We start from the raw sequence: 16,170 nt of genomic DNA, 5'->3' as shown, positions 1-16,170 counted from the left end.
CCCGTCACCGCCGCAGTGAGAGTGGATCCACGGTGCAGACCGGGATCAAAGCGGGGTGGTACCGCGGCCCGGACGGGTCGTCCTCGCAGGACGCATCGCAACCTGCTGGAGTGACATGACCTACCCCCGACCTTCATCACGCTCGGCCGCCGAGGCGACCGCACCGGATGCCGCCGGCGCCGCGCCAGGCGCCTCCTTCGGTCCGGGCGTCGTGCCGAGCCCGCGCTTCCCCGACATCGAGCAGGAGGTCCTCGCCTTCTGGGCAGAGGACGACACGTTCCGCGCGTCGATCGCGCAGCGCGAGGGCGCCCCGGAGTGGGTGTTCTACGACGGCCCGCCGTTCGCGAACGGCCTGCCCCACTACGGGCACCTGCTCACCGGGTACGCCAAGGATCTCTTCCCGCGGTTCCAGACCATGCGCGGCAAGAAGGTCGACCGCGTGTTCGGCTGGGACACACACGGCCTTCCGGCCGAGCTCGAGGCGATGAAGCAGCTCGGCATCACCGAGAAGAGCCAGATCGAGCAGATGGGCATCGCCGCATTCAACGCGAAGGCCCGCGAATCGGTTCTGGAGTACACCCACGAGTGGGAGGACTACGTCACCCGCCAGGCCCGCTGGGTGGACTTCGACCGTGGCTACAAGACGCTCGACCCCGGGTTCATGGAATCGGTGCTGTGGGCGTTCAAGGAGCTCTACGACAAGGACCTCGCCTACGAGGGCCACCGCGTGCTGCCTTATTGCTGGCGCGACGAGACGCCGCTGTCCAACCACGAGCTGCGCATGGACGACGACGTCTACAAGATGCGTCAGGACCCATCGGTCACCGTCACGTTCCCGCTCGTTGGTACGAAGGCTGAAGCCATGGGGCTGACCGCCGTGCGCGCCCTCGCGTGGACGACGACGCCGTGGACCCTCCCCACCAACCTGGCGCTGGCCGTCGGCCCCGACGTCACCTACGTCGTCGTGCCCGGTGGCCCCCACGGCGCGGCGGACGTGCACGAGGACCGCGCGGAAGGCGAATCGCATCGCTACCTGCTGGCCGAGGAACTGCTGCCCGGGTACGCCAAGGACCTCGGCTACGACAGCGTCGAAGCCGCCCGCGAAGCGGTGCAGCAGCGCGTGCAGGGCCGTGAGCTGGAGGACGTGCACTACGACCGGCTGTTCGACTACTACGCCGATGCCGAGGTGTGGGGGACCGACCGCGCCTGGCGCATCCTGGTCGACGAATACGTCACCACTAGCGACGGCACCGGCATCGTGCATCAGGCGCCGGCGTACGGCGAGGACGACCAGCGCATCACCGAAGCCGCCGGCATCCCGCTGATCATGAGCCTGGATGACGGCGGACGTTTTCTGCCGCAGGTCACCGACGTCGCCGGCGAGCTGTGGATGGATGCCAACCGGCCGCTGATCCGGCTGCTCAAGGCCGAGGGCCGGCTGCTGCGCGAAGCCAGCTACGAGCACTCGTACCCGCACTGCTGGCGCTGCCGCAATCCGCTGATCTACAAGGCCGTCTCCAGCTGGTTCGTGCGCGTCAGCGCGATCAAGGACCGCATGATCGAGCTCAACGAGCAGATCACGTGGGCGCCGGAGAACATCAAGCACGGCCAGTTCGGCAAGTGGCTGCAGGGCGCGCGCGACTGGTCGGTCAGCCGCAACCGCTATTGGGGTTCACCGATCCCGGTGTGGCGCAGCGATGACCCGGCGTACCCGCGGGTGGACGTGTACGGCTCGCTCGACGAGATGGAGCGCGACTTCGGGCGCCTGCCCCGCAACGAGCAGGGCGAAGTGGACCTGCACCGCCCCTACATCGACGACCTGACCAGGCCGAACCCCGACGACCCGACCGGGCAGTCCACGATGCGACGCATCGAGGACGTCTTCGACGTCTGGTTCGACTCCGGATCGATGCCCTACGCCCAGGTGCACTACCCGTTCGAGAACCGCGAATGGTTCGACGAGCACTCCCCGGCGGACTTCATCGTGGAGTACATCCCGCAGACCCGCGGGTGGTTCTACGTCATGCACGTGCTCTCCACGGCGCTCTTCGACCGCCCGGCGTTCATCGGCGCGTCCTGCCACGGCACCGTGCTGGGCAGCGACGGGCAGAAGATGTCCAAGTCGCTACGCAACTACCCCGACGTGTCCGAAGTGTTCGACCGCGACGGCTCCGACGCGATGCGATGGTTCCTCATGGCCAGCCCGGTGCTGCGCGGCGGCAACCTCGTCGTCACCGAGGAGGGCATCCGCGCCGGCGTGCGCGAGTTCCTGCTGCCGTTGTGGAACGCGTGGTACTTCTTCGCCACCTACGCCAACGCCGCCGGCGGTCCTGCCGGCGGGGCCGGCGGCTACGAGGCATCCTGGCGCACCGACTCGACCAACGTGCTGGACCGCTATATCCTCGCGCTGACCGGCGACCTGGTCCGCGACGTGGCAACCGAGTTGGACGCACTGGATTCCACCACCGCCGCGGCCAAGCTGCGGGAGTTCGCCGAGGCGCTGACCAACTGGTACATCCGCCGGTCTCGCGACCGGTTCTGGACGGGCGTCACCGACGACCCGACGAGCCGCGAGGCGTTCGACACGCTGTACACGGTGCTCGAGACCGTCACCCGCGTGGCGGCACCGCTGATCCCGCTGGTGTCCGAGCAGATCTGGCAGGGCCTCACGGGTGGCCGCAGCGTGCACCTGGAGGACTGGCCGGATGCCGAGGTCTTCCCGACCGCCGACGACATCCGCACCGCGATGGATGCCGTGCGCGAAGTGACCAGCGTCGCCAACGCGCTGCGCAAGCGCGAGGGCAAGCGCGTGCGGCTGCCGCTGCCCCGGCTGACAGTGGTCGTCCCGGGGGCGGGCTCGCTCGCGCAGTTCGATGAGCTGCTGCGCGACGAGCTGAACGTCAAGGCTGTGGAGCTCGTGGAACTGCGCGAGGACACCGCCGCCGAGTACGGCATCACCCACCGCCTGTCGGTCAACGCGCGTGCCGCCGGCCCGCGCCTGGGCAAGCAGGTGCAGCAGGTCATCCAAGCCGCCAAGAGCGGCGACTGGTCCGAGACCGACGGTGTCGTCACCGCCGGTGGCGTGACACTGGAGCCGGGCGAGTACGACCTGGCGCTGGAGACCAGCGGTCGCCCGGACGGCGAGGCGCTCTCCCTGCTGCCGAGCACCGGTTTCGTGCTGCTGGAGACCACCACGACACCCGAGCTGGAAGCCGAGGGCTTCGCGCGCGACGTCGTGCGCGCCGTGCAGGACACCCGCAAGGCCGCCGGTTTCGACGTGAGCGACCGCATCCGTCTGCAGCTGCTGTTCGAGTCCGCCGACGACGCGTCGGCGCTCGAGGCCGGGGTGGATGCCGCCGATGTCGCGGGGGAGACCCTCGCGGTGGATCTGGCGGCGCGCGTCGCCGGTCGCGACATCGGGGTGCCCTCGGACATGGCCGGTGACCAGTGGCATCCGGATGTCTTCGGCGCCACGCCCGACCACGTCGCGTACGTGCCTGCCGGCACCTACGCCAACCGGGGCGGCTTCTACGTCGCGGTCAGCCGGGTGAGCGCATGAACGATCGCCGCAGGGCCGACACCGTCTACGAGACACTCCTCGCCCGCGCCGGTGAGCGGTGGGTGGAGCCGCGCAAGGAGCGCACCGCGCGGTTGCTGGAGTTCCTCGACGACCCGCAGCGCACCTACCGGGTGGTGCACGTGACCGGGACCAACGGCAAGACGTCCACGAGCCGCATCATCGACAGCATCGTGCGAGCGCACGGGCTGCGGGTGGGGCTGTTCACCAGCCCCCACCTGGAGCGATTCACCGAGCGGATCATGATCGACGGCGAGCCCATCGCCGATGCCGCCGTCGCTGACGCCTGGGACGAGGTCGCACCGTTCGTCGAGATCGTCGACGCCGAACTGGCAGAGGCCGACGAGGAGCCGTTGACGTTCTTCGAGCTGCTGACCGCGCTCGCGTTCGTAGCCTTCTCGGATGCTCCGGTGGATGTGGCCGTCATCGAAGTGGGCATGGGCGGGTCCTGGGACTCGACCAATACCGCCGACGGCGACGTCGCAGTGTTCACCCCGATCGACATGGACCACGCCGACCGTCTGGGCGGCACGATCGCGGAGATCGCCCAGGTCAAGGCTGGAATCATCAAGGACGGCGCCGCGGTCGTCTCCGCGCGACAGGATGCCGCCGCCGAGCGGGTGCTGCGCGCCGCGGCATCCGCCCACGACGCCACGATCGCGTTCGAGGGGGAGGGATTCGACCTCACCGCCGACCGCCTCGCCGTCGGCGGGCAGCTGATCTCGGTGCGCGGGCTCGCCGGCACCTACGACGACCAGTACCTGCCGATCTACGGCGCGCACCAGGGTCACAACGCGGCCCTCGCGATCGCCGCGGTGGAGTCGCTGCTCGGCGCGGCGACCCAGCCGATCGCCGCCGACGTGCTCACCGAGGGCCTCGCGGAGGTCACCTCGCCCGGCCGCCTGCAACTGGTGGGCGTGTCCCCGACGGTGATCGTCGACGGCGCGCACAACCCGCACGGTGCGCGGGCGCTGGCCACAGCGCTGCGTGACGTGTTCGACTTCGACGAGTGGGGCGTGGTGCTCGGTGCCCTCGCCGACAAGGACGTCGCCGGTGTCGTCGCGGAACTCGCGCCCCTCGCGGCGCACGTGTTCGCGACCGCTCCGCAGTCCGACCGCGCCAGCGACCCCGATGCGATCGCCGACCTCGCCGAGGAGCGGGGCGCTCAGGTCAGCGTGCATCCGGATGTCGCCGACGCCGCGGAGGCGGCGCGGGAGTGGGCTGCGGCATCCGACCGCCGCGCCGTGATCATCGCCGGCAGTGTCGTACTGGCCGGGGAAGCGCTGACGGCGGCATCCGCAGGGGATTGGAAGAGCGGGTGGAGCGCGTGAGCGCGGCCGCACCGCAGCCGCGCCGTACGCGGGGCGCTGCGGAGTCGCTCGGGTCGATCGTGCTGGTGTTCGAGGCGATCGTGGCGTTCCTCGCGGGCCTGGCGATCTACGGGCTGCGTGTGCTGCCCGAAGGCGTCGAGCCGTGGTGGGGGATTGTCGCCGGCAGCGTCGTGGCTGTGCTCATGGTGATCACGGCGGGCCTGTTGCGTCACCGGTGGGCGGTGGCGTTCGGCTGGGTGCTGCAGGTCACCGTGGCCCTCGGCGCCGTGTTCGTGCCGGCAATCCTGCTCATCGCGCTGATGTTCGGCGCGATGTGGGCGTATGCGACCATCAAAGGGGCCTCGCTCGACCGGCGCAATGCGCGCCTGGTCGCCGAGGCCGAACAGCGAAACGGAGACTGACATGGCCACCGAAGAAACTCTCGTCCTGGTGAAGCCGGACGGCGTGGCACGGGGACTCACGGGCGTGATCCTCGCCCGCATCGAGGCGAAGGGGTACTCCCTCGTGGACCTGCGGCTGGTGGAGCCCGACCGCGACCGCCTCGAGCAGCACTACGCCGAGCACGCCGGGAAGCCCTTCTACGAGCCGCTCGTGGAGTTCATGATGTCTGGTCCGTCGGTGGCGATCCGCCTCGCCGGCAACCGGGTGATCGAGGGGTTCCGGTCCCTGGCCGGCACCACCGACCCGACCACGGCAGCGCCCGGCACGATCCGCGGCGACCTCGGCCGCGACTGGGGCGTCGCCGTGCAGCAGAACCTGGTGCACGGCTCCGACAGCCCCGAGTCCGCCGCCCGCGAGCTCGCGATCTGGTTCTGACCGCTCCCGAGTGAGTATTCGTGCCCGCGAGTGAGTATTCGTGCCCGCGAGTGAGTATTCGTCGTCTCGAGCGAGTACTCGCCGCCCTGGCGAGTACTCACTCGGCAGCATGAATACTCACTCGGCAGCATGAATACTCACTCGGCAGCGTGAATACTCACTCGGCGTCAGAGCTGGGAGAGCCAATCGAGACGCAGCTGCGCGATCACCGCGACCACGGCGTAGCTCAGGAACGTCGCCAACGGCACCCACGGTCCCAGGCGACGGGCCCAGCGGATGCCGGATACCCGCAGCACGTGCACCGTCACGGCATAGAACGTCGGGATGGTCACCGCCCAGGTCACCATGCACCACGGGCACAGCGTCGCCAGCACGAACACACTCTGGCCGATCAACCACACCACGAAGCCGAAGGCGAACGCGGTCCCGGCCCAGAAGCACCACCAGAACCATCGCGCGAACCGCGCCCCGGCCAGCACCGCGACCCCCACGACGACCGGTGCGACCCAGCCGGTCAACCCGAGAATCGGGTTGGGAAACCCGAAGACGCTGCCCTGAGCGGACTGCAGATTCGCTGTGCACTGCACCAGCAGACTGAAGTCGCACGACGCGATCGCATCGGGATCGGCCAGCAAGTGGAACCGCTCCATCGTGAGCGAAAACGCCGCCCACCACCCGACGACACCGGCGATGACGAGCCACACGGCAAGGACGGTCGGGCGCGCGGAACGGGTGTCGGGCATGCCCCGGATTATGCCATCGCAGCCCCTGCACAACCCCGGCGGACGACGCCGGGCCACACCTGCGCCACAAGAAGCGCCGGAGGTGCGATAATGGTGGCTGATGCACCCGCGGCCGCGCCGCGAACGCATCTCCGAAGACTTCGGGCGATGAACGCCCAGCGCAGCCCGCCGAGCGCCGGCTGCAGACCGAGTGAGAGTTCGCGAGCCGCACCGTCACAGACGAGACGACAGCGGTACCGCACGAGATTTAGCCGGGCGACGCGCGGTGTCGCCCGCAAGGAGTACGCCGGTGATATCCGATGAGACCCGCACAAGTCCCGCCAACGATGACGACGCGCTGACGCCTTCGCAACTCGACATCGAGGCGCCCGAGCAGACCGACGAGACGTCGGCCGACGAGCCGACCGTCGAGCAGGATGCCGAGACGACGGATGCCGCTACGGAGCCCGACCCGGCTCCCGCGGTGGCGCCGGAGGCACCTGCAGACGACGCGCCCGAGCCGACGGCATCCGACGACGCAGCATCCGACGACGCAGCATCCGACGACGCAGCATCCGACGACACGGCATCCGAGCCCGAGCCCACCGGGCCGGTCACGGCCGTGAGTCTCGGCCTGCTGCCGGAGAACTTCGTCTCGGCCGTGTCGACGCAGCTGCACTTCTACGCTCCCGCCGTCGCACCGCTGCCGGCTCACACCGGCCGCGCCGTGCCCGACGACTTCGACGAGGTCGACGAACGCCCCACCGCGTCCGCCCCGCGCCCGCGCCGCGGTCGCCGTCGTGGCGGCGACGACATCGACGACGCCCCTGCTGCGGCGCCTGCGCAGCCGCGCCAGCGTGCCGTCGAGCTCATCACCGAGCCGCAGCGCATCAAGGGCTCCACGCGCCTGGAGGCCAAGAAGCAGCGCCGCCGCGACGGCCGTGAAGCCGGACGCCGGCGCACCGTGGTCACCGAGGCCGAGTTCCTCGCCCGCCGCGAAGCCGTCGACCGCATGATGATCGTGCGCTCCAAGAACGGGCGCGTGCAGATCGCGGTGCTCGAGGACAACGTGCTCGTCGAGCACTACGTCGCGCGCAGCCAGGACGCCTCGCTCATCGGCAACGTGTACCTCGGTCGCGTGCAGAACGTGCTGCCGAGCATGGAGGCAGCCTTCGTCGACATCGGCCGCGGCCGCAACGCGGTGCTGTACTCCGGCGAGGTGGACTGGGATGCCGTGGAGACCGGCAACCAGCCGCGTCGCATCGAGCTCGCACTCAAATCGGGCGACCGCGTCCTGGTGCAGGTGACCAAGGACCCGATCGGCCACAAGGGCGCGCGCCTGACCAGCCAGATCTCCCTTCCCGGCCGCTACCTCGTGTACGTCCCGGGCGGCGCCATGAACGGCATCTCCCGCAAGCTCCCCGACACCGAGCGGGCGCGCCTCAAGCGCATCCTCAAGGAGGTGCTGCCCGAATCAAGTGGCGTCATCGTGCGCACTGCGGCCGAGGGTGCCACCGAGGACCAACTGACGCGCGACGTGCAGCGGCTGACCAACCAGTGGGAGCACATCAGCAAGCAGGTCGAGTCGGGCCAGGCCCCGTCGCTGCTGCACTCTGAGCCCGATCTGCTGGTGAAGATCGTCCGCGACGTCTTCAACGAGGACTTCACGCGGATGCTCATCCAGGGCGAAGACGCGTTCCAGACGATCACCAGCTACCTCGCCGGTGTCGCCCCGGACCTGCTCGACCGCGTGCAGCCGTTCGAAGGCGACCACGACCCGTTCGACGAGTTCCGCATCACGGAGCAGATCGAGAAGGCGCTGGACCGCAAGGTCTGGCTGCCCTCCGGCGGCTCGCTCGTGATCGACCGCACCGAGGCGATGACGGTCATCGACGTCAACACCGGCAAGTTCGTCGGCTCCGGGGGAAACCTGGAGGAGACGGTCACCAAGAACAACCTCGAAGCGGCCGAGGAGATCGTGCGTCAGCTGCGGCTGCGTGACATCGGCGGCATCATCGTGGTCGACTTCATCGACATGGTGCTCGAGACCAACCGTGACCTCGTGTTGCGACGGCTCGTGGAATGCCTCAGCCGCGACCGCACCAAGCACCAGGTCGCCGAGGTCACCTCGCTCGGCCTCGTGCAGATGACCCGCAAGAAGCTGGGCCTGGGCCTGCTGGAGACCTTCAGCGAGGCGTGCGAGGTGTGCGCCGGCCGCGGCGTGATCGTGCATCACGACCCCGTGGTCAAGCACCGCAGCAGCAACAACAACAACGGCGGTGGCAGCTCCTCCGCACGTCGCCCCCGCCAGGCCGCGCCCGCCCCGGCGACCACCGGCGGTACGCACGTGATCACCGAAGGCGTGAAGTCGGCTCTCGCACAGATCGCGGCATCCACCATCCACCCGACTCAGGACGACGCCACGGTGGAAGCCGAGGTCGAGGTGGTCGAGGCTGAGGTTGACGTGCCGGTGATCCCCGTGGTGCTGCCGCCATCGGCCGACCGAACCGAGCGGACCGAACGCGCCGAGCGGGCGAAGAAGCCGCGCAAGAAGCGCACCGATTCGGCCGCGCCCAAGACCGAGAAGGACCTGCTGCTGGACTCCGTCCTGCAGGCGCTGCCGGAGCCGAAGGCACCCGGTCAGGGCCGGGGACGTCGGCGTGTATCCACCGCGGCGCTGACGGGCACGCCCGTGCCCCACGTGGCCGACGGGGAGTAGCCCTCAGCGTCGGTCGCGCGCTCGTACGCGCAGCCCCGACGCAATCAGCCTGCGCACCAGCTCGTGGCCGTCGACGTGATTCGCGCCGGCGGCCACGAGGCGTGCGTGGGCCTCATCAGGAACGTCATAGTGATCCAGATCGAAACTGCGCGGCGGGATGCCGTTGGCGGCGGCGAACGCGTGCAACTCGCTCAGCTTGCTGTCGCTGATCAGGTGCGCCCACAGGCGGCCGTGCGCGGGCCAGCGCGGGTCATCGATCAGGATTGCCATCCGCCGATCCTAGAGCGCCGGCGCGACACACTGCGCCGCCCTTTTGGCATGTCGGCCCGCATCGGCTAAACTCTACCTTTGGGTGCGCGGCGTTTCCACGTCTTAGGACGGAACGCGTACGGCGGTAGCTGACAGCGACCGACCAGGCACCAAGACTTATCTTTCCCAGAGCGAGTCTCGCAAGACAACCGGAGCCGTGCGCTCCCCAGACGAAAACAGGTGTGAAGTGGTTTACGCAGTTGTGCGCGCCGGCGGCCGCCAGGAAAAGGTCGAGGTCGGCACGATCGTCGTCCTGGACCGTCAGCGGACCAAGGTCGGCGAGACCCTTGAGTTGCCCGCGGTGCTGCTCGTCGACGGCGACGCCGTGACGACGGACGCCGAAAAGCTCGCGAAGGTCACCGTGACCGCTGAGGTTCTCAGCGAACTGCGTGGCCCGAAGATCGTGATCCAGAAGTTCAAGAACAAGACCGGTTACAAGAAGCGCCAGGGGCACCGTCAGGACCTCACGCGCGTCAAGGTCACCGGCATCAAGTAAGCCCAGGGGAGACGCAGAGATGGCACATAAAAAGGGCGCAAGCTCCACCCGTAACGGTCGCGACTCCAACGCCCAGCGACTGGGCGTCAAGCGCTTCGGTGGCCAGGAAGTCAACGCCGGCGAGATCATCGTCCGCCAGCGCGGCACCCACTTCCACCCGGGCGCCAACGTCGGCCGCGGCAAGGACGACACGCTGTTCGCTCTCGCCGCAGGCGCGGTCGAGTTCGGCGCGAAGGGCCGCCGCAAGGTCGTCAACATCGTCGCAGCCGCGGAGTAATCGCGGTATCGCAATAAATTCTCGGCGAGGGGCGGGCTTCGGCTCGTCCCTCGCCTGTTTTTCCGAAAGCTGAGGAGCAGCTCATGGTGACCTTCGTGGATCGAGTGACGCTGCATCTGCGCGCGGGCAAGGGTGGCAACGGCTGCGTGTCGGTGCGGCGCGAGAAGTTCAAGCCACTCGCCGGACCGGACGGCGGCAACGGTGGCAACGGCGGTGACATCGTGCTGGTCGCAGATCCGCAGGAGACCACCCTGCTGTCGTACCACCACTCGCCGCACCGCACCGCCGCCAACGGCGGGTTCGGCATGGGCGACAACCGCTCCGGCGCGGCGGGGGAGTCGATCGAACTCACCGTTCCGGTGGGCACCGTCGTGAAGAACGCCGCCGGCGAGACGCTCGTCGACATGGTCGAGCCGGGCACGCGCGTCGTGGTCGCCCCCGGCGGTCAGGGCGGGCTGGGTAACGCTGCCCTTGCAAACCCCAAGCGCAAGGCCCCCGGCTTCGCACTGCTGGGCACGCCCGGCTGGGAAGGCGACATCCTCCTCGAGCTGAAGACCGTCGCCGATGTCGCGCTGGTGGGTTTCCCCTCCGCAGGCAAGTCGAGCCTCATCGCCGCGGTCTCGGCCGCGCGCCCCAAGATCGCCGACTATCCGTTCACGACGCTTCACCCCAACCTCGGTGTCGTTCAGGCCGGCGAAGTGCGGTTCACCGTGGCCGATGTGCCGGGTCTTGTTGAAGGTGCGAGCGAAGGCAAGGGCCTGGGTCTTGAGTTCCTGCGCCATGTCGAGCGCTGCACGGCTCTCGTGCATGTGCTGGACTGCGCGACGCTGGAGCCCGGCCGCGACCCGCTGACCGACCTCGACGTGATCCTGGCCGAGCTCGGCGCCTACCCCGTGCCGGAGGGCCAGACCCCGTTGCTCGAGCGGCCGCAGCTGATCGCGCTCAACAAGATCGACGTACCCGAAGCGAAGGATCTCGCCGAGCTGGTCCGCCCTGACCTCGAAGCCCGCGGCTACCGTGTGTTCGAGATCTCCACGGTCAGCCACGAAGGTCTGCGCCAGCTGAGCTACGCGCTGGGCGACATCGTGTCGCAGCACCGCGCGACGCTGGCTGCCACCCCGGCACCCGAGCGCATCGTCATCCGCCCGAAGGGTGCGGACAAGGACTTCGAGATCCGCGTCGAGGGCGGCACGTACGGCAACCTCTACCGCGTGCTGGGCGAAAAGCCCGTGCGCTGGGTGCAGCAGACCGACTTCCAGAACGAGGAGGCGGTGGGCTTCCTTGCCGATCGCCTCGAGAAGCTCGGGGTCGAGGACGGCCTGTTCAAGGCAGGCGCGCAGGCCGGTTCCACCGTCGTGATCGGCGACGGCGACGGTGTCGTGTTCGACTGGCACCCGACGATGGCCTCTGCCGCGGAGCTGAAGACCGCGCCGCGTGGCACCGACCCGCGACTGGACCTCAACCCGAGGCGCAACACGTCGCAGCGTCGTGAGCGTTACTACGAACGGATGAACGCCAAGGCCGAGGCGCGCGCCGACCTCGAAGCGGAGCGCATCGCCGGAGGCGACGGGGAGAGCGCTCGGTGACAGCAATGGATCGCGCAGCGGTGCGCACAGCTCGGCGGTTGGTCGTCAAGGTCGGCTCGTCGTCGATCAGCGGTGAGAACGCCGGCGCGATCCAGGGCATCGTCGAGGCCCTGGCTGCGGCACACGCCCGCGGTGTGGAGGTGGTGCTGGTCTCCTCCGGTGCCATCGCCACCGGCATGCCGTTCCTCCAGCTCGACGAGCGTCCCTCGGACCTTGCCACGCAGCAGGCTGCGGCCGCGGTGGGACAGAACATCCTCATCTATCGGTATCAGGAAGCGCTGCGCGCTTTCGGCATCATCGCCGGCCAGGTGCTGCTCACAGCCGGCGATCTGGAGAACCCCACTCCTCGCTCCAACGCGCGCCGCGCGATGGAGCGCCTGCTGGGCCTGCGCATCCTGCCGATTGTCAACGAGAACGACACCGTGGCGACGCATGAGATCCGCTTCGGCGACAACGACCGCCTCGCCGCCCTCGTCGCCCGTCTGGTCGGCGCCGACGCGCTGGTGCTGCTCAGCGACGTGGAGTGCCTCTACACGCGCCCACCCTCCGAGCCAGGCGCCCGCCCGATCACGCACGTGGACTACGGCGATGACTTGGCCGGCTACGAGTTCGGATCGGTCGTCGTCAACAGCGTCGGCACCGGGGGAGCGGCCACGAAAGTCTCCGCCGCGCGGCTGGCTGCGGCATCCGGAGTCGGCGTTGTGGTCACCAGCGCCCAACGCGTCGGTGAGGCGTTGTCCGGCGCGCAGATCGGCACGTGGTTCGCACCGAACCCGGCGGGCGCGGTACCGACGACGGGCCCGATCGAGACGGGTGCCAGGGGCCACGGCTAAACTGGCGGGATGACCACCCTCACAGCGACAACGACGGCGCGCGAACGGATGCAGCGCGCCAAAGATGCCGCGCGCAGCGTCGCTCTCCTCGGCGATGCCGAGAAGGCTGCCGCTCTGCACGCGATCGCCGACGCCATCGACGCTTCGGTGGATGAGATCGTCGCCGCCAACGCCGAGGATCTACAGCGCGGCGCCGCGGGCGGCATGACCGCCGGACTGCAGGACCGACTGCGCTTGGATGCCGCACGCATCGGCGCCCTCGCCGCGGCGGTGCGGGATGTCGCCGCGCTCCCCGACCCCGTGGGGCGCGTACTGGACGAACGGGTGCTGCCCACCGGTGTTCGCCTGCAGAAGGTGTCCGTGCCGTTCGGCGTGGTCGGCGCCATCTACGAAGCCCGCCCGAACGTGACCGTCGACATCGCCGCCCTCGCGCTGCGCTCCGGCAACGCCGTGGTGCTGCGCGGCGGAACCGCGGCGCAGCACTCCAACGCCGCCCTCGTCCGCGTCATGCGCGACGCCCTCGCGGGCGCCGGCGTCGACCCGGAAGCAGTGCAGAGCGTCGACGACTTCGGCCGGGACGGTGCCCGCGAACTGATGCAGGCGCGTGGCCTGGTCGACGTGCTGATCCCTCGCGGCAGTGCCCAGCTGATCGAGACCGTCGTGACGGAGTCCACCGTTCCGGTCATCGAGACCGGTGCCGGAGTGGTGCACATCGTGCTGGATTCCACCGCGCCGCTGGACTGGGCCCGAGAGATCGTCGTGAACGCCAAGGTGCAGCGCCCAAGCGTGTGCAACGCGGTGGAGACCGTGCTGGTGCTCGCGGATGCGGCCGACCGCCTGGTCGCACCCGTCGTGGCAGCGCTCCAGGCCGAGGGTGTCACCGTCCACGGCGATGACACCACGCGCCGCCTCGCCGCCGACGTCGTCCCCGTGACCGACGACGAGTACGCCGTCGAGCACATGAGCCTGGACCTGTCGATGCGCGTCGTCGACGATCTCGACGAGGCGCTGGCGCACATCCGCCGGTATTCGACCGGGCACACCGAGTCGATCATCACCGCCGACGACGCGCGCGCAGAACGCTTCCTCGCCGAGGTGGATGCGGCCGTTGTCATGGCCAACGCCTCCACCCGGTTCACCGACGGCGGCGAATTCGGCTTCGGCGCCGAGGTCGGCATCTCCACCCAGAAACTCCACGCCCGCGGCCCCATGGGGCTGCCGGAGCTGACCAGCACCAAGTGGCTTGCCCGTGGCGCCGGGCAGATCCGCCCTTGACGCAATAAGCTGGAAGCCGCGCCACCAACGCAACCCGAACGGAGCCCGCATGACTTTCGCTACGATCACCGCTCTCGCCGCGGCGGAGACCGAACACCACGTCGGACTCTTCGACAACGTCGGCTACGGCATCGTCGCTTTTGTCGTGTTCATGCTGCTGGGGCTGGTGACGCTGTCCTACCGCAACGTCGCCAACCGTCACTCCCACAAAGCCGACGCGTACGCGCGCGCCCACGCCGACGAGCTTCCGCAGGCGGGGCACGGCCACCATTAGGCCGGCCGTATGAATTCTCCGCGCGCACCGCGCATTGGAGTGATGGGCGGAACGTTCGATCCGATCCATCACGGACACTTGGTGGCGGCCAGCGAAGTCGCCCAGTCGCTCGACCTCGACGAGGTCGTGTTCGTGCCCACCGGCCAGCCCTGGCAGAAGCACGATGTCTCGGCGGCGGAGCACCGTTACCTCATGACCGTGATCGCCACGGCATCCAACCCCCGGTTCACCGTGAGCCGCGTCGACATCGACCGCGGGGGACCGACCTACACCACCGACACGCTGCGCGACCTTCGCGCGCAGCGACCGGATGCCGAGTTCTTCTTCATCACCGGCGCAGATGCGATCGCGCAGATCTTCACGTGGCGTGACCACGCGGAACTGTGGCGCATGGCCCACTTCATCGCCGTTTCCCGCCCCGGCCACGTCCTGAACATCGAAGATCTGCCCCCCGAAGGCGTCAGTCAGCTGGAGGTCCCGGCGCTGGCGATCTCGTCCACCGACTGCCGTTCCCGCGTCCACCGGGGTTATCCCGTGTGGTACCTGGTTCCCGACGGCGTCGTCCAATACATTGCGAAGCACCACCTCTATCGGAGCATGGCATGAGCACACCCGAGCAGCCCACTCCGCCGCTGACGCGCAAGACGCTGCGCGACCTGCGTAACACGGCGGCGAACCAGATCATCCCGCCGGACGCGCCACCGGCCGAGCCGCCCGTCGTGGCCGCGCCGTTGCCGCGACCAGCGGCGCCCGTCGAGGTGCCGCCCGCACCCGCGACCGACGAGAGCGTCGACCTCGGAGCGCATCCGCTGACGCGGCGCCAGGCCCGCCAGCAGGAGCGCATCCGCACGGCATCCGTGCCGGTCATCACGGCGGATGTGCTCGCCGCTCACGCGGCCGAATCCGAGCAGGCAGAGCAGGCGCAAGCGCCCGCCGAAGACGTCTCACCGTTCGCGCCGCCCGCCGAGCAGGCACAGGAAACCGCTGACGACGCGCACGGCGACGAGGCGGTGGATGCCGAGACTCACGATGCCGGCGTCGAGGAAGTAGCCGAAGTCGAGGTCGAGGAAGAAGAGCGGCCGGTCGTCAACAGCGCACTGGGCGCCGAGCTCCTTGCCGGCGACGCGGAGGCAGTTGAGCTTCCGGCATCCTTCGACCACATCCTCGCCCGCAGCGGCAGCAACGGCACGCTCGCAGCGTCCAACGCGCTGATCCTCTCGCAGACGCCGACATCGGGCCCGCTGGTCGGTCCCGTCACGGCGACCGGCGAGGTGCTCATCACCGGCACGTTCGCGCTGCCGGAAGGCCTCGGCTCCAACGGGCATGCGCCCGGTGTGGCCGACGGCAAGGACATCGACGCGGCGCTGATGGACGGCGAACTGCCGCCGGCGTCCTCGCCCACTCCGATCGCCGCCAGCGCCGCCGTCAGTACGTCCAAGACGTCTGGCGAAATCATCCAGCCACCGGCACCGGAAAAGGGCGGGCGTCTCATGATGGCGCTTGCCATCACAGCCGGTGCACTCGCCCTCACGCTCGTGGGTGTGCTCATTCTCGCCGTTACCACAGGAGTTTTCTCATGACCGCCAGCGCGCAATCGCACGAAATGGCCCAAATCGCCGCACAAGCGGCCGATGCAACCGGCGGTGAGGACATCATCGCCCTCGACGTCTCCGAACCACTGCCGCTGGTGGACGCGTTCCTGATCGTCACCGGGCACGGTGAGCGGAACGTCGCCGCAATCGCCGACCGCATCGAAGAGAAACTGCTCGAAGCCGGCCACAAGCGCCTCCGCCGCGAAGGACGCGACCAGTCCCGGTGGGTTCTGTTGGACTTCGGAGATCTCGTCGCGCATGTGTTCCACGAGGAGGACCGCATGTTCTACAGCCTCGAGCGGCTGTGGAAGGACTGCCCGGTCATCCCCATCGAGCTGGCCACGCCCGCCAACAAGGACTGAG

General features: G+C 69.1%; 16 protein-coding genes. 14 read left to right on the top strand and 2 right to left on the bottom strand.

The window, feature by feature from the left end; all coding sequences use genetic code 11:
- Positions 1–115: 115 nt before the first annotated feature.
- From ileS to ndk, 4 genes are read left to right on the top strand one after another with little or no spacing between them, the layout of a single operon-like run.
- On the top strand, positions 116–3,559 hold the full coding sequence (gene ileS, locus NQ151_RS02075) for an isoleucine--tRNA ligase (RefSeq protein WP_257526859.1): 3,444 nt from the start codon (positions 116–118) through the stop codon (positions 3,557–3,559).
- Complete coding sequence (locus NQ151_RS02070; RefSeq protein WP_257526858.1) at positions 3,556–4,908, top strand: bifunctional folylpolyglutamate synthase/dihydrofolate synthase; 1,353 nt, start codon at positions 3,556–3,558, stop codon at positions 4,906–4,908. Before ileS ends, NQ151_RS02070 begins: the two co-directional genes overlap by 4 nt.
- Positions 4,905–5,309: a DUF4233 domain-containing protein gene (locus NQ151_RS02065; protein ID WP_353477554.1), complete on the top strand. Its 405-nt coding sequence runs from the start codon at positions 4,905–4,907 to the stop codon at positions 5,307–5,309. The genes NQ151_RS02070 and NQ151_RS02065 overlap by 4 nt, the downstream gene beginning before the upstream one ends.
- Position 5,310: 1 nt before the next feature.
- Complete coding sequence (ndk, locus tag NQ151_RS02060; RefSeq protein WP_257509673.1) at positions 5,311–5,724, top strand: nucleoside-diphosphate kinase; 414 nt, start codon at positions 5,311–5,313, stop codon at positions 5,722–5,724.
- 167 nt (positions 5,725–5,891) lie between these two features.
- Here ndk and NQ151_RS02055 read toward each other — a convergent pair whose 3' ends face one another.
- On the bottom strand, positions 5,892–6,467 hold the full coding sequence (locus tag NQ151_RS02055) for a vitamin K epoxide reductase family protein (protein WP_257526856.1): 576 nt from the start codon (positions 6,465–6,467) through the stop codon (positions 5,892–5,894).
- A gap of 289 nt (positions 6,468–6,756) precedes the next feature.
- Here NQ151_RS02055 and NQ151_RS02050 point away from each other — a divergent pair, with 289 nt between their 5' ends.
- Entirely contained in the window at positions 6,757–9,165 is a 2,409-nt protein-coding gene (locus NQ151_RS02050; RefSeq protein WP_502883548.1) for an Rne/Rng family ribonuclease, read from the top strand.
- Between the two features lie 3 nt (positions 9,166–9,168).
- Here the strand turns inward: NQ151_RS02050 and NQ151_RS02045 are convergent, their stop codons facing one another.
- On the bottom strand, positions 9,169–9,435 hold the full coding sequence (locus NQ151_RS02045) for a DUF4031 domain-containing protein (RefSeq protein ID WP_257526855.1): 267 nt from the start codon (positions 9,433–9,435) through the stop codon (positions 9,169–9,171).
- Between the two features lie 226 nt (positions 9,436–9,661).
- Here NQ151_RS02045 and rplU point away from each other — a divergent pair, with 226 nt between their 5' ends.
- From rplU to rsfS, 9 genes are all read left to right on the top strand, one after another.
- A complete protein-coding gene (gene rplU, locus NQ151_RS02040) occupies positions 9,662–9,970 on the top strand; it encodes a 50S ribosomal protein L21 (RefSeq protein ID WP_257509676.1) in 309 nt (102 codons plus the stop codon).
- A 19-nt stretch (positions 9,971–9,989) separates the two neighbouring features.
- On the top strand, positions 9,990–10,247 hold the full coding sequence (gene rpmA / locus NQ151_RS02035) for a 50S ribosomal protein L27 (protein WP_257509677.1): 258 nt from the start codon (positions 9,990–9,992) through the stop codon (positions 10,245–10,247).
- 83 nt (positions 10,248–10,330) lie between these two features.
- On the top strand, positions 10,331–11,833 hold the full coding sequence (obgE, locus tag NQ151_RS02030; protein ID WP_257509678.1) for a GTPase ObgE: 1,503 nt from the start codon (positions 10,331–10,333) through the stop codon (positions 11,831–11,833).
- A gap of 5 nt (positions 11,834–11,838) precedes the next feature.
- The gene (gene proB / locus NQ151_RS02025) at positions 11,839–12,666 is read left to right on the top strand and encodes a glutamate 5-kinase (RefSeq protein ID WP_257509950.1); all 828 of its coding nucleotides are present in this window, start codon (positions 11,839–11,841) and stop codon (positions 12,664–12,666) included.
- A gap of 9 nt (positions 12,667–12,675) precedes the next feature.
- Positions 12,676–13,941, top strand: coding sequence for a glutamate-5-semialdehyde dehydrogenase (locus NQ151_RS02020; protein ID WP_257526854.1), 1,266 nt, complete (start codon positions 12,676–12,678; stop codon positions 13,939–13,941).
- Positions 13,942–13,990: 49 nt separating this feature from the next.
- On the top strand, positions 13,991–14,215 hold the full coding sequence (locus tag NQ151_RS02015) for a hypothetical protein (protein ID WP_257509680.1): 225 nt from the start codon (positions 13,991–13,993) through the stop codon (positions 14,213–14,215).
- A gap of 9 nt (positions 14,216–14,224) precedes the next feature.
- Complete coding sequence (gene nadD, locus NQ151_RS02010) at positions 14,225–14,821, top strand: nicotinate-nucleotide adenylyltransferase (protein ID WP_257509681.1); 597 nt, start codon at positions 14,225–14,227, stop codon at positions 14,819–14,821.
- Positions 14,818–15,795: a hypothetical protein gene (locus NQ151_RS02005; RefSeq protein ID WP_257526852.1), complete on the top strand. Its 978-nt coding sequence runs from the start codon at positions 14,818–14,820 to the stop codon at positions 15,793–15,795. Before nadD ends, NQ151_RS02005 begins: the two co-directional genes overlap by 4 nt.
- The gene (gene rsfS / locus NQ151_RS02000; RefSeq protein ID WP_257509683.1) at positions 15,792–16,169 is read left to right on the top strand and encodes a ribosome silencing factor; all 378 of its coding nucleotides are present in this window, start codon (positions 15,792–15,794) and stop codon (positions 16,167–16,169) included. Before NQ151_RS02005 ends, rsfS begins: the two co-directional genes overlap by 4 nt.
- Position 16,170: the final 1 nt, after the last annotated feature.

The sequence above is a fragment of the Microbacterium sp. zg-YB36 genome (assembly GCF_024623575.2).
Classification (GTDB): Bacteria; Actinomycetota; Actinomycetes; order Actinomycetales; family Microbacteriaceae; genus Microbacterium.
The sequence above is the reverse complement of the archived record's forward strand: the minus strand, read 5'-3'. Positions and strand labels throughout refer to the sequence as shown.